Genomic DNA, 14,709 nt, shown 5'->3' with positions numbered 1-14,709 from the left:
CCCACATAAGTCCCTGGGCAATAAATCGCCCAAAGAATATATGCCCAGATTTGATGAAGAATTTAAATTCTTCATCAAATCTGACCTAAACAACAATTATTTATCGAATTTAGAGGTGTCCTAAAAAGGGGAAGCCTACACTTCAGATATGTGCTTCTGGAAAAATTCGACATGAGTAATACCCATTTTATTGCATCCACTTAAAGTATGTTCCAGGTCAAAATTTCTAAATCCGAATGATTGGATGCCTACATTATAATTTACGTCTTGATGCTTGGCATCTTGAGATTGGCTTACAAAGCAAGTTGTTAAAAGTAGCATTGTTAAAATGTGTTTCATGTGTTTATATTTATTGTTTTTTAATAATCATCTGCTGTTCGCTATTCATCATTAACTCACCTTGTTTATTGTTTTTTAAATCTATCGTTTAATTTTCCGATCTCCTCCTGCGTGCATTTCCTTGAACTTGTAGTCGTTATATTCCAATCGGCATTTTGTTGTGGTAAATCAAAAACTCAAACACAAGAAAGCGGCACCTTATACATTTCTATACCTTCCATCATTTCCTTAAATAACGTGAGTTCGACTTAAGAAATGAGTATTATATTTTTATCAACATTACTTTGCATACCATTCCTAAGTAGTCCATTGTTAAATTATTAACATTTAAGTGGAATATAAAGCCATGTCCCCATATGTGCCAGTAGAATGGTTGTCCTTCCAAGAGAAGGTTCTAATTGGACTTTAGGTAGCTGTAGGTTTCGACTGCCTTATTGTCCCCCAACGATTTGAGAATGGTTTTTAAACCTTCCATATTCAACTTTAAACCGTCAGCAGCATCGTCCGCAAATTTTTCATTAATTATTCCGATGGGTCCGCGATATGAGCTAGCTTGAATTATACGGATCATTTTTTCCTCAATATTTCCATCACCAATAGGAACAACCTCTGCTGGGTAACCGCCTTTTAGCCCTGTGATGTTTATGGCATACAAGTGTGGTAATATTTGTGGATAAAATTCTGGGAAGCGTTGAATTTGTGTTTCTGAATGACTGAAATTATAGACAATACCAATGTTCTTCAATTTAAGGTATTCTATAACAGCCAATTGATTTTCAGGCTCACCGAACCATCCTCCATGGTTGTACAAACCTAGACTACAACCTAATTCATCTAATCGTTGGGCTACATAAGCAACAGCTTCTGCAGCAGTTTTTACTTTGTCCGTTTGACTTAAATTGTCAAAGCTGGGCGGCCAACCACGAAACATTGTCCACAATTGGGTTTTTGTGTTATTTCGCTTAAAAAGGTCCAAAATAATTTTCAGGTCTTTATCATTGGACGGATCAGGACCTGAATGGAACCAAAATGCTTGAAGTTTGATGTTGCTATTTTCTAAAGCCGCAAGTTCTTCGTCAAAAGTAGGAATATGTTCATCTCTCCAATCGTAGGCAAGTTTATTGATTCCTAAATCTTTGAGCATCTCAGCACGCTCTACCGGAGTTCTATTTTTACTGTCATAGGGCACAATGCACCACGCAATTAAATTTTCCCTCTCAAAGACGGAACCCAATTTATTATTTTGCTTTTGATCTGCACATGAAAAAATCATCGTAGATAAAATCAGTGGTACAATAAATTTCTTATCAAATAAATGGGACAGCCTTAGTTTTGGAAAGTATTTCATATTCATTGTTTAATATTATTTAAGAAAATGTTTTCTATCAAGTATCATGACATAAGGGATTTTATTATTCAACTCTTAATTTTCCAGTTGACCAAAATGTCCCTCTTTTTATTATTTGCTTAACCTCTGGAACCTGGATTGATTCAGCACTATGCCCCAAAAGAATTTGAAAAACTTTTCCCTTGTCGTATTCGTGTATCCATGCCAGAGGTTCTTCCTTGCCTGTTTTTTTTGATATTGCAGTCAACAACGGAGTTATTGGAATATTCCCAACCTGATTAAAATAGAGCTCATCAACAGTCGTAAATGGTTCATTACCAAGAGTAATGGGATGATCGGAATCTACAACGTTTACCTTAAACGCTCCAAATGTATCATGGCCGCTAACCTCATGATCCCAAACCCTCGGAACAATTTCTCTATACTCGGGCCAATCGGATTCACCGGCATTTGGCAGGGAATAATGGAAAGCCCCATTCGCAAAATGCACGATTACCAATCCACCACCAGTCTTCATATAATTGATCAATGCCTCTTTGGATTTAGTACTAATACCTTTTGGATCTTCCCAATTGCAATAATTAAAAAGTAAAACATCGTAGTCCGCTAAGTTATATTGAATTAAATCTTCGATATCGGTGGAGATATCAACTTTCATTTCGGAATCTTCCTCCAAGGTTTCTTTTAAAATAGGAGTAGTTTGCTCCCAGTGATGGGCCGGATGGTGATTTCCTGTTAGAATAAGTGCTTTCAGGGATTTTCCATAAAGCATCTGCGTAACTTCTTTATCGTCATAAAACCTTGACTCTACACCTTTACGAGGAAGCTTTGCCCCAGCAGTCCATACAATTGCATTTAATAGTAGTTTTCTATAATTTTTGTTTTCCCAGTTTTCATAATAATGCCCCATTGTTGAGCCAAAACCACGACCACCATTCTCCCTTTCTACGGCCCAGGCTACCACTTTCCCGTTCTCTTTCTCAGTCTCCAGTTCAGAAATGGTAAGTATAGGCTTTAATCGGTCATCATCTTCTTTAAACCTTATATTGTAATAAAACTCTTCCTTTATGGTAAAGGGCTCCACACCATTGGTAATGGGGTGCTTCATCAAAGATTCTTTATTTATATCTGCAGAAATCGTTTTAATAGAGGAATACCAATTTTTTTCGCCATTATCACCTTGCCAGTCAAAATAGCCTCCTACCCAATCAAGTACTTGTTCGCCTTCCTCATCCCTAATAAAGGTTGCGAAATGCATTGTGATAAATCCACATCCCCGATTCATAAGTCTTTCTATAAGTTTCATCCTTTCAGGAGTACGGAATGCCACAGGAGCAAAAGGAGTTCCCTCTATACCATCATATCCATCGGAAAAGTTCAAAATTAAATCTGCATCTTCCAAGGTGCCTTCATCCTCAGGCCACCCATTATAGTGAATTTCTGTTTCTAAATTTTTAACATTCGAGTTATCGAGCATTACTTTGATAAGGCGGACTGTTTTTATGTATTCGTGCTCACCAGCTTCATGGCTTTTTGCTCCCGCCAAGAGAACTATTTTTGTCTGTTCGCTGGACTTCTGGGCAGTACTTGTTCCCACAGAAATTATTATCAAAAGAAGAGCCTTGATGATTTTTAAAGTGTAATCCCTCATTTTGTATCGCTGTTAAAAATATTAGTTAGCGTATTATCATTCAGGCAAGGCAAAAGCAATATAGGTGTCCCCTGTTGGATTACCGAGCTTACCACCTCCAGTGGCCGGAATAATAACATATTGTTTTCCTTTGGCCGTATATGTGCTGGGAGTTGTATAGCCCCCATAAGGCAATTGATATTCCCATAAAATATTCCCAGTCTCCTGGTCAAATGCCCTAAATTTTCGGTCTCTTGTGGCGCCAATAAATAATACTCCACCGGCAGTAGCGATGCTGCCTCCAAAATTTTCGGTTCCGGTTATTGGAATACCCTTTTCAGTAAGTTCCGGGTATTCTCCCAACGGCACTTTCCATTTTATTTTACCCGTTATTAAATCAAGTGCATTTAAAGTCCCCCAAGGAGGAGCAGTTGCCGGATAGCCATTTTCGTCTAGAAATTTGGTGTAGTCCAAGGCTTGGTAGTAAGGGGTCTTTTTAGAAGTATCTGTAATTGATTCAACATTATTTATTTCAAGATTCATTAAATAGGCCGAAATCATCTGTAATTCGTCCTCTGGGATTTGAGAAAAGGAAGGCATGGCCCCTTTGCCCTTGGATATAATTTGCGCTATTTCGTGTTGGCTATATTTACCGGCCAAGTTCTTTAATGAAGGGATGCTCCCTTCACCTTCCAGGTTTGTACCGTGGCAACTAACACATCCACTTTCCAGATAAAAATTTCTTCCTGGATGTTCTTGTGCACTATTCTTTTCGTCTGAATGAATATCTTGCATGGTAATATGCCAGGCCAATTCATTAGAATTTACAAAAAGGGTATTGGATTTAGGATTATATGATCCACCTCCCCATTCTGCACCACCATGAATTCCATAATATATAATTCCTTTTTCTGATGGTGGAACAAACCAACCGGCATCCGCACTATTAAACGTTTTGGAAGCGTAGGTTCTTGCTTCTGGGCTAATGTTGGTCAATTCATCAGCGGTTACCACCTGTTTGGAAATAGGCTCTGGCCATTTCACAAAGGGCTGGGTCGGAAAGGCCTTTTCACCCAAAAGAGGACTTTGGGGAACAGCCCGCTCCTCCACATCTGATAACAATTTTCCGGTTACCCGGTTAAAAAGAAATACATTTCCAGTTTTGCTCAGCTGAACGACACCAGGAACTTTTTTGCCATTGTCCAATAGGGTCGTTAGAATAGGGGCACAGGGTAGATCCAGATCCCACAGGTCATGGTGAATGGCCTGATAATGCCAATTGAGTTCTCCGGTATCGGCATTTAACGCCACAATACAATTTCCAAATAATTGTTTTCCCTTGTTGTCTGGTCGGTAAAAATCATCTTTGGGCTGTCCTGTTGCAAAAAACACCAAGCCATTACTTTCGTCGACACTAATTCCGCCCCATACATTTACTCCCGCTCCTTCTTTCCAAAAATTCTTGTCGCCCCAAGTATCATAACCATACTCTTCAGGCCGTGGTATGGTGTGGAAGATCCATTCTCTTTTCCCTGTAAACACATTGAATGCACTGATATTTGCAGGAGAGCTCCAACTCATGGCACCCACTATAATTTTGTCTTTATAGATCATAGGGGCCCCAGGCGATGAAATACCCATTTTGGAAGCCTCTTTGACTAAATCTTCATTCAGGTTTATACGGCCTTGATCACCAAAGGTACTTACTGCCTTTCCAGTTGCCATATCCACAGCATTTAAGAAAGGTCCCGATGTGAAGAATATCCATTGGGATTCATTGGATTTAAAATACGATAGCCCCCTATTTACACCACCAAAAGTTTCACCACTCCTTGCTGGGTTAAAACGCCATATTTCTTCTCCGGTTGAACCATCAATGGCCATTAGTTCTTGGGCAGGGCTGGTTACATAGATTACACCAGAAATTACAAGTGGATTAATTTGTATGTTTCCTTTCATATTTCCGGAATGGAAGGTCCATGCCTTCTCGAGTTTCCCAACATTTTTCGTGTTGATCTGGTCCAGAGCAGAATACTTTGATTGGCCTTGATTTCCTCCGGGAGCTGCCCAATCTTCATTGGCAAAAAAGACCTCAGGTTCTGGGTTACAGCCTGAAAGAACTAAAGAGATTATTATAAGCACTTTGTAAAAAGGCCAGTTGTATGTTAAACTATTTCTGAATTTCATATTTAATTGGGACTTGGAAAATTATAGGCCTTGGTCCAAGTTTTGGACATGTCGGGATACTCGGCACGACAAGCTATGTAATCCTCCATCATGGATTTTATTGTTGGACTCAAAGTATTTAAATATTCTTTGGTCAGCAATTCGCTGTTCAACAGATAAAAATGCCATGTTGGAGGGTATGCAGCACTGTGATACCCCATGTGTATTGTTCTTCTTGGCACCTTCATTGTCTCCGTATAACCTCTATGGATTAGATTGTTGTTGTAAAGAACGGCCTGACCTGCATTTAGTTTTACAGGTATGCCACCGGGCATCTCTACCCCAATTGGAGCATAATGTTTTGATCCTGAAAAGGCCATATTTTCTTCGGCCGTATTTGGTCTGTTATGGCTTCCGGGAACGATCCAGAGCGAATTTTCTTCTACCAAGGGGAGATTGATCTGAACACTATTATGGAAACGCTCAGGAGAAAACAGCCAGTCTTCGATTTGGTCCTCTGGAATTTGAATAATATCCCTATGCCACCCCAGGGAATAAGAAGTTCCTTCGTTGGCCGCTAGGATGGAAGCGTTATTTATAATAGGTTTCGGCCCTATAAGTTGCTCCACGGCCTCTAAAATAGCTGGGTGATGGAAGGCGTGATGTATTGGTTCTGTACCTGCTTTGGTCAGTAAATGAAAGTAATATTGCCTTGCCTCCTGTCCAAATTCTGATAGATTATCTCCCAAATGTTGGAATGATGAACCACGCTTGGAATTGATGGATGCCCTTATTTCTGGATTCAACAAATTGTCCATAATGCTTCGAAAATGGAAGATTTCTTTATCGGAAAGTACGTCTAGAATTATATAACCTTCTTCTATAAATTGTTTTTTTAAGGATGCTTCCATTATGGATTATTGTTAAGTGTTATTGTTCTTTTTTCATAGGAAGATTGAAGCCCTGCTTCCAGTACCTTTATTACCTCCACTCCATCATGAAAATTGGGGCTGATCGAATTTTGTTCGGATATTGCTGAAATAAAATCGGCCACTGCATGTATAAAAGTATGCTCGTAACCTATGATATGGCCTGCTGGCCACCAGTTTTCCATATATGGATGGTTGTCCTCTGTAACCAAAATTGTCCGGAACCCTCGAAGTTGTTCCTGGTCATCCACAGCATAATAACCCAGCTCGTTCATTTTTTCAAGATCAAAGGTTAAACTGCCCTTTTTCCCATAAATTTCAAAGGACAATTTATTTTTCCTACCGTTCGCAAAACGTGTGGCCTCAAATGAACCAACGGCCCCATTTGAAAAGTTCACAAGCATGAGGGCAGCATCTTCAACCGTTACTTTTTCCATTTGGCCTTCACTTGCTCGGCCTTTAAGATTGCCCGTACTTCCTTCAATGGCAATGGGCCTTTCAGTAATGAAATTTGTTGTAATTGCAGTAACATCTTTTATTGGACCTATCAAATAATGGGCAAGATCTACACAATGGGAATTTAGATCCCAATGAGGACCGGCCCGGGCCCATTCTTTTTTAAGCTGCCAAGTAATCGGAAAGTCGGGATCGGTTATCCAATCTTGTTGGTATGAAGATCTCCAATGATATATATCACCGATTAATCCATCGGCAATCATTTTTTTTGCCAATGCTACAGCGGGCACGCGTCTATAGTTATGGTTCAGGTAATGAATTACATTGTTTTCTTCACAAACACGTAACATTTCAATGGCTTGCTCACTATTCATGGCCATTGGTTTTTCACAAAATATGTGTTTTCCTGCCTTGGCAGCTTCAACGGCGATTTCAAAATGCAAACTCTGGGGTACGGCAATATCGATTATATCAATGTCGTCCCTAGCGATCATTTTTCTCCAGTCTGTTTCCGTTTCGGCCCAGCTCCATCTCTTTGCAAATTTATCGAGTTCTTCTTTTTTTCTGCCGCAGGCTACTTTGAGGACAGGCTCAAAAGGAAGATCAAAAAATAAAGTAGCTTTTTTCCAGGCGTTACTATGTGCTCTGCCCATGAATTTATACCCGACAATACCTATGTTTAACTTCTTCATTCTTAGATCTGTGCTATTTTCCTCAATTCCTTAATACTTTGAGCAACAACTTCTTCTTCCTTATTTGTATAGTCAGGGTGCAGGAAATCAATCTCAACTGCCAAAAACCCTTCGTAATGGTTTTCTCTTAAAATTTGAACCAATTTGGCGTTATCAATGAGACCACTATTAGTAGGGACACACGAAAAAAAGTTCCATTCATTAACGGGAACACCTTTAACGGGTAGTAAATCCTTAATGTGGGTGGCAAACACGTGCGGCGCCAACTTTTCCATAGCCTGAATAGGATCGTCCAAAACCCTTAAAAAATTACCAGTATCAAAATTAACTCCAAAATATGGTGAGTTTACAGACTTCACCAATTGCAGTATTTCATCAGAGTTATAATCAATATGGTTTTCAATGGCAAGTTTGATCCCATGGCCTTCTGCAATTTTTGTGGCATTGCTAAACATGGTCCCAAGCTTTTCCAACTGGGGGCCATGAGGCTCCAATCGAAAGGGATGGCTGCTTCCGACAACACGCATTACCTTTGCACCGATATCTACCGCATATTCCATATGATCGATCATGTCATGATAGGCTTTCTCGTTTTGTCCGCCTTCCAATCCATCAGGATGCCCCCATGCATATACTCGGTCAAGTCCAGCAATATCAAGACTTTCTTTAACTGAATTTAAAAAGGATTTGTCAAATTGTGGAATAAAACAAGATTCAAGCGATAGCCCATCAATATCGAGTGAAATGGCACCTTCCAAAAATTGTTCAAATGTCAAAATCTTTTTGGGTCGATCCTGCCCAGTATATACTTCTCCAAAAAGACGATGGTAACAATAACTATCAATACCTATTTTCATAATGTTTTAATTTAATTAACTTTACATTAAATAAATATGTGAACATTCACTTATTTGCTTAAAATAACAATAGTGAACGTTCACTATTTACCAAAAATAGATGCTTATTTCTTTCCTGCCAAATTTTTTTTTACTTTTTTTGCAATTATTAATTAGTTTTAGTGTTAAATATGAAAAATAAATCCATTGGTATAAAGGATATAGCGAAACATGCTGGTGTATCCACTGGCCCAGTTGATAAAGTGCTCAACAATCGTGGTGGCGTATCTCTAGAGACACGTAAGCGTATCCTCCAAGCTATTGAAGAATTGGGGTACACGCCAAATATACTGGCCAGTCGGTTAAAATCGGCGAAAAAATATGCCATTGCCGTGCTTATGCCGGAAGCTACGGATGATAACCCATATTGGAAAGAGCATTTAAGGGGGATTCAGGATATAACCGTCGAATTAATTCCTTTTGGATTCGAATTTGATATATTTCATTTTAAACAAAATGATGAGGGTTCTTATTTGCAGCGGACTTTGGAAATATTGGAAGGCACATTTGACGGAGTATTCATGGTCCCTATTTTCCATAATGTAACAGATAGATTTATTTCCCTACTTGAAGAAAAAGGGACACATATTATTTTTTTTGATACTAGAAATGAGTTTTTCAATGATATTCCATTTATTGGCCAGCATTCTCAACATAGTGGCGGGCTTGCAGCAGAACTATTTCAAAAATGTTTGATTCAAGATTCAGAGATTCTGATTGTCAACCTAACAGGAAAGGATGATAATCATCTTCATTTTGCAAATAGAGAGAAGGGCTTTAGAGATTTTTTTAGAGACAAAGGCAGAAATATAAAAAGATATGAAAGTAATCTGGAAAACATAAAATTAATCAAACAAGAGATAAACCAACTGTTGAAAGAATCACCTTCGATAAGAGGTGTGTTTTTTACAAATGGTATTCATAAAGTAGCTTCTCTCTTTAAGCCGTCAACTAATTATATTCTCATCGGCTATGACCTAATCGAACAAAACATAAAATATTTGGAGGAGGGAATTATAGACTTTCTTATTTCTCAAAGGCCTTATACGCAGGCTCATTTTGGCATGAAATTATTTTATGACATGTTGATCAAAAAGGAAAAAGTAAAAAAAAATAATTACCTTCCAATAGATATTATCATGAAATCTAATAGGCAATATTATAATGATTTTATGGCGTAACAGATGTGCCGGTCAAAGTGAGTATAGTAAATACTCAAAAAGACACTATCCCTTTAAGTGTGTAAGTTAAAAATAACCAGGGTTTGACTTTTATCTAAAGTCAAACCCTTTTTTCTTAGATTGTAAGGAACTGATTTAAAATAATACCCCAGTTCCTTTACTGCAGATTAGGCGTACTCTTTCTATTCCCCTGGTGGGCGGCCAAGCGTTCCAGTTAATGGAATATCTCTACAAGGTTATCGGAGTGGATTATACTGATACTCTTTCCTACATGTTGGTAGAGTACGCTATAGTAGTATTTGTCATTTCTAAAGTAGATATGGTAATCCTTGTTCACCGCTTCCTTAGCGTATGATTTGATATGGTACTTTTTGAAGGGCAGCGGCCTTAATTCTTGTTTCTCTACTTCCTCATTTTCGAGACCTTATAGCTGGTCAATTGATAGCACTTGGAAAAGGTAATGTATTTTGGTAATGGTATTACGAGAAAGTCACTATCTTGAACTTAGCTAGCGTTTAATCACAGTCTCACAGTAAAACTTAAATATCTGTTTTACATTTCGCATGTCTATTTGTTTGTTGGTCTTTATACTATAACAAAAAAAATGGCCTTCGGCAATTAACAAATAGAATCGATATTTCAGTGGTTCACTATACTCCGGAGTGGGTGGTATACTATTACCGCTTTTTCGAACTTTAACGATTATATCCGGTTTTTACGGCCTCTAGGAGTGTGTCAAAATATTAATCATCGGCAAGACCTGGTCCCGGCACGGTAATTCTTATGAACTGATTGTCCATAGTTGACTGCCAAAAATATTACTCTTTTTTGGAATCATGAGCATAAGGGTAGGGACACTAAAGCTCAAAGATAAGTTAAATAGTTTTTTTTGGTCCAAATTATCTAGAGAATCCAGTACATTTTGCCCGGTATATCTGGTCAAGTGTAACTTATCCTTTCCTAACATCTTATAATCATAGACACGCCTGTCGTAATGCCTATAATTCCAGTCATATATCTCAGGGGCTCTCACCTTCTCCTATATTTTCTGGACTAGATTTTAGTGTCTGTAAAAATCCAACAGCAACATAACATGATACACAACAATTTGAAAAATCTGAGCGATTTCATAACTTCTACTTCTTGTTCATCTTAAGATTACAATTTTTGAATACACTAATCCAATCCGGAATAATTGAGCAGCTTTGTTCTAACCTAAATAAATTGCTGCGAATTTTAGACTATTTTTCACTTCCTCAATATTGGGCTTCGCGCTTATGAACTTAAAACAAAACATCATACAATTAGAAAAGAATCGTGCCTCTATTTTGTGTTTGGACATTTCTTTATTAAACTTTTCTATTCTTTTATACCTTAATGTTGAATATATCCCTTTTCCATTGGTCCTAGTCTCCATCGAATTGAATATCGATAGTTAGGCATCATGTCTAATCTCATATTTTTGGTTACCCACTCTACCCTTAAGTTCTTGAAGAATGATACTGCCACTGCATTGTGCCACTAAATTCCTTTATTTATAATGCTCCGTTTAACCAATCCCTAATAACGTTTCAGAGTACACGTAAAATTGTGGCTGGCGTATTGTAGCCTTTATCGGTGTAGAATAGGAGTTCTCCAGTTTAAGGGCCTATACATTGAGCGTGTACAGCTCGGGGAAATGGGTTTTTTAGTACTCAGGCTATCGCACATTGATCATGCTATAACTTTTCTATGAACAGGTAGATGATCATCATCACTTACATCCAGCCCTATTTTAGTCTCTTTATAGGTGATATTCGACACTTAGACCATATTCTTGCGCGATACCCTGGTTGTCATTCCACCACATTGAAGACCCGCGGTCCAACCAAATATAATACACACTTTAGCCCTACTTGAATATTTAGCAGGTCTTCCCAACAAAGAATTAAAACTTATGGTTTTTTATTTTATGAGCATATATTTTTCCCGTCCTCCTGGGAGAACCTGCCCGACTGGTCCAGGCGGGGATGGCTATCGCCTATTTTTAAATATCGCGCTCGAGCTCCGTGTTCCTAGGCTTATTCTTCAACTCGGCAATCTCACATTGCTCGTCCGTAAGTTGGGGGTTCCCTTAGCGCCTAATACTGTTCCTGCCACAGGCACCAAATTCACTTCGCTAAATTCTCAGAACTTATGTGCGCAGTCCAGTTTCCCCGCATTCCAGCGCATTTCGTCTGTCATAGGTAAGTTCTACGACTATCAGTTTAAATTCTACTGTGCATATACTCTTTTTTTTATCTTCACACTCTTCAAAGATAATTTAAACAACTAACACGTTCTTATTTTTAAGTCCTGTTAAACATAGTAAGTCCAATTTTTTAAGTGGCAGCTTAACAATTTTTCACGTTAAGTTAATATTATTCATCTAAAAATAACCAAGAGAAGTTAAAAACTCCTCGGTAGCCTCAAGCGTGGCGAAATAATATTTGTTATTTTCATTCCCATAATTAAAAAAGCCATGACTAGCTTGATCATACAGTTTCAAATCGCAACGGCTGCCTAATTTTTTCATCACCATCTTATAATACTCAGCCGTAACTACAGGAATATACATATCTCGTCTTCCTAGCATGATTAAAGTGGGAGGAGCCTTTTTTCTTATGTTATGCAGTGGGGAAAAGTCATAATATGCTTCTCCTACTTTTTTATGTTCAGCTCCTCCTGGCCCATTGTCTATTATTGGATTGAAGAGTACTAGTGCTTGAGGTTTGCAGCTTACCTGAAGATCATCGGTTTCCTCATTATAATCGTCAATAAGCGCGGTTGCTGCCGCAAGCTGACCACCGGCTGATCCGCCTGAAGCTACTATGCGCGAACTATCAATATGAAATTGTGTGGCATGCTTTTTAATAAACCTTATAGCCGATTTTGCATCCATTAGTGATTCAAAAGGAGTAGAGTGATCTGTGCTTGAAACTGTATAATCTACTATAAAACAAACCAATCCTTTTTCCGAAAAATAAGTTGCATGAGGAACGAATTGATTTATATTTCGTTGTTCCCACCCCCCCCCAAAGAAAAAAACCATCGCTCCGTGATTTTTTACCTGATCGAAGTCGGCGGGCTTATATNCCATTAGTGATTCAAAAGGAGTAGAGTGATCTGTGCTTGAAACTGTATAATCTACTATAAAACAAACCAATCCTTTTTCCGAAAAATAAGTTGCATGAGGAACGAATTGATTTATATTTCGTTGTTCCCACCCCCCCCCAAAGAAAAAAACCATCGCTCCGTGATTTTTTACCTGATCGAAGTCGGCGGGCTTATATACTCTTATAGTTAAAGTAACACCCTCTGCTTTCTTATATGTTATCAACTGCTGACTAAATAGAAAATTGGTATTCATGGCCAAAATAAAAAATAAAACTCTCATAATTTAATATCAAAATTGAGTTTGTTATGAAATAAAATTGTCATTATGGATTACGAGAAACCATAAAGTTTATATTTAAGGTGTTAAGTAGATAAGCAAATTAAATCTGCATGATAGTATACCCTTCTAATGACGAGGTAATTTTCCAATTTTCCACTATTACTTTAATTTTTTAAGCAGTTAATTAATCTACGTTGTTTTAAATCCATATCAATTTGGATTTTCTTTATTGCATGTGCTGAAAGAATCTTCAATTCTAAAAACGCCCTGCTATTAATTCAATACCCCAGATTTTGTTCTATTTTGTTGTTCAAAACCTCATTACTTGGCATTGGATTTAGCAATTTATACTTGGTCATCATAAATGAATCGGAGTATAACCATGGTTTTACTGCTTTTTCAAGGATTCCATGGGCTGACATTATCTCTATTGCCTTTCCTTTCCTTTCCTTTTTAAATAGTACCAGCCTTGGTTTTCAAAGCAAAATTCCACTTGACGTTCCTTGGCAATAAGGCAAAGTCCTTACAACTCCATCCCAATCCTTTCCAGTCCAAAACCCAATGGAAACATTTTTTCTTTTATCATTTGGTTCAAAAGCATTGATCAAATCACACATATCTGAATTTTCCCCTTCTATTAACTAAAGCGGTAATGAACAGGATTATGTTTGGTCATAAACTCGTTGATCGATTTTGTTGACCCATTGCAATTTTTGAAGAAACCAGGAGCAAAAATACTGATACGAGTAATTGCATCTGCTTATTATCCTATGACATCATATTTCAACATATAAGTTTGACATGCCTAAACAAAATTATTTACTCTTCGTTTTATTCCTAATCATCTGGAAATAGGCCTCTAGCAACCCAGACGACACCATTACGGATTAATTGCGCCGTACCGATTATATGAATTGCACGTGCATCGTGGCCTAGAGGTGTGTGAAAAACACGGCCCTTTCCATAAGAGAATATGAACGCCATAGGATGATCGTGGCCTGTTACTTTAGAACGAGCATCAGCAAGTACTTTAACAGGCTCATCTCCCGTTACGCCAATATAAAGTTCATCATCAGTTTCATATGATTTTAACCCCTTTGTGAGGGGATGGAGCGTATCAAGAACATTGACCAGAAATGGACCACGGGGGTCATGGGTGTTTTTGCCATCCCATATCTTTCCTGCCAGTTTTCTAAATTCTGGCCAGTTTCTGAATGCACCCGATGCGAAGTGTATCAGCACCAAACCACCTCCATCAGAAACAAATTTCTGCAATTTTTTCTCTGCCTTTTTATTCGGATCAGGTTTTTCCCAGTTGTTAAAGTTTAGCAATACGACATCATATTTTCTCAATTTTGCAGATTCAAGCTTGTAAGGATCATTAAGTATTTGCACTTTAATTTCAGGATTCTTGGATTTAACTAATTCGTCCTTTATTGCTTTAGAAGTTTTTTGCCAGTCATGTGCAGGATGATCCATACCAGTAACAATGAGCACGTGAATTGGTTGCACCGATTTTTGCTGCAAAACACCAGTGAATGAAGGAGAAATTATAAGTAAAACATAAGCAAGATAAAAAAATAAACACTTTTGGGAATTAGTACTTTTCCTATGTGGTGTTTTATAAAGTTTTATGTGCTTTCGATTTTTCATGCGT

Annotated in this window: 9 protein-coding genes; 1 reads left to right on the top strand and 8 read right to left on the bottom strand. The window is 38.0% G+C overall.

Translation table 11 applies throughout. The features are described 5' to 3' along the window. Positions 1-733: 733 nt before the first annotated feature. From MWU78_RS21780 to MWU78_RS21755, 6 genes are all read right to left on the bottom strand, one after another. Positions 734-1,687: a TIM barrel protein gene (locus tag MWU78_RS21780; RefSeq protein ID WP_247001844.1), complete on the bottom strand. Its 954-nt coding sequence runs from the start codon at positions 1,685-1,687 to the stop codon at positions 734-736. A gap of 64 nt (positions 1,688-1,751) precedes the next feature. Further along, positions 1,752-3,338 (bottom strand): ThuA domain-containing protein, encoded by a 1,587-nt coding sequence (locus MWU78_RS21775; protein ID WP_247001842.1) that lies wholly within the window; start codon positions 3,336-3,338, stop codon positions 1,752-1,754. A 36-nt stretch (positions 3,339-3,374) separates the two neighbouring features. Further along, complete coding sequence (locus MWU78_RS21770; RefSeq protein WP_247001840.1) at positions 3,375-5,504, bottom strand: PQQ-binding-like beta-propeller repeat protein; 2,130 nt, start codon at positions 5,502-5,504, stop codon at positions 3,375-3,377. A gap of 2 nt (positions 5,505-5,506) precedes the next feature. Beyond that, the gene (locus tag MWU78_RS21765; RefSeq protein WP_247001837.1) at positions 5,507-6,394 is read right to left on the bottom strand and encodes a phytanoyl-CoA dioxygenase family protein; all 888 of its coding nucleotides are present in this window, start codon (positions 6,392-6,394) and stop codon (positions 5,507-5,509) included. Beyond that, positions 6,394-7,560 carry a Gfo/Idh/MocA family oxidoreductase gene (locus MWU78_RS21760; protein ID WP_247001835.1) on the bottom strand — a complete coding sequence of 389 codons (1,167 nt, stop codon included), beginning with the start codon at positions 7,558-7,560 and terminating at the stop codon, positions 6,394-6,396. Before MWU78_RS21760 ends, MWU78_RS21765 begins: the two co-directional genes overlap by 1 nt. Positions 7,561-7,562: 2 nt before the next feature. Continuing rightward, positions 7,563-8,417, bottom strand: coding sequence for a sugar phosphate isomerase/epimerase family protein (locus MWU78_RS21755; RefSeq protein ID WP_247001833.1), 855 nt, complete (start codon positions 8,415-8,417; stop codon positions 7,563-7,565). A 170-nt stretch (positions 8,418-8,587) separates the two neighbouring features. On the opposite strand from MWU78_RS21755, the gene MWU78_RS21750 reads away from it, so the two are divergent. Then, on the top strand, positions 8,588-9,637 hold the full coding sequence (locus tag MWU78_RS21750) for a LacI family DNA-binding transcriptional regulator (RefSeq protein WP_247001832.1): 1,050 nt from the start codon (positions 8,588-8,590) through the stop codon (positions 9,635-9,637). 2,407 nt (positions 9,638-12,044) lie between these two features. Here the strand turns inward: MWU78_RS21750 and MWU78_RS21745 are convergent. Continuing rightward, entirely contained in the window at positions 12,045-13,052 is a 1,008-nt protein-coding gene (locus MWU78_RS21745) for an alpha/beta hydrolase (RefSeq protein WP_247001829.1), read from the bottom strand. A gap of 837 nt (positions 13,053-13,889) precedes the next feature. Next, on the bottom strand, positions 13,890-14,705 hold the full coding sequence (locus MWU78_RS21740) for a ThuA domain-containing protein (protein WP_247001827.1): 816 nt from the start codon (positions 14,703-14,705) through the stop codon (positions 13,890-13,892). Between the last annotated feature and the right edge of the window lie 4 nt (positions 14,706-14,709).

The organism is Arenibacter sp. F26102, from assembly GCF_023015865.1.
Taxonomy (GTDB): domain Bacteria; phylum Bacteroidota; class Bacteroidia; order Flavobacteriales; family Flavobacteriaceae; genus Arenibacter.
The sequence above is the reverse complement of the archived record's forward strand: the minus strand, read 5'-3'. Positions and strand labels throughout refer to the sequence as shown.

Excerpts from the sequence above, each read along its gene's own strand:
- MWU78_RS21765 (WP_247001837.1), bottom strand. The coding sequence starts at position 6,394 with ATGGAAGCATCCTTAAAAAAACAATTTATAGAAGAAGGTTATATAATT.
- MWU78_RS21750 (WP_247001832.1), top strand. The coding sequence starts at position 8,588 with ATGAAAAATAAATCCATTGGTATAAAGGATATAGCGAAACATGCTGGT.
- MWU78_RS21760 (WP_247001835.1), bottom strand. The coding sequence starts at position 7,560 with ATGAAGAAGTTAAACATAGGTATTGTCGGGTATAAATTCATGGGCAGA.
- MWU78_RS21740 (WP_247001827.1), bottom strand. The coding sequence starts at position 14,705 with ATGAAAAATCGAAAGCACATAAAACTTTATAAAACACCACATAGGAAA.
- MWU78_RS21775 (WP_247001842.1), bottom strand. The coding sequence starts at position 3,338 with ATGAGGGATTACACTTTAAAAATCATCAAGGCTCTTCTTTTGATAATA.
- MWU78_RS21780 (WP_247001844.1), bottom strand. The coding sequence starts at position 1,687 with ATGAAATACTTTCCAAAACTAAGGCTGTCCCATTTATTTGATAAGAAA.
- MWU78_RS21770 (WP_247001840.1), bottom strand. The coding sequence starts at position 5,504 with ATGAAATTCAGAAATAGTTTAACATACAACTGGCCTTTTTACAAAGTG.
- MWU78_RS21755 (WP_247001833.1), bottom strand. The coding sequence starts at position 8,417 with ATGAAAATAGGTATTGATAGTTATTGTTACCATCGTCTTTTTGGAGAA.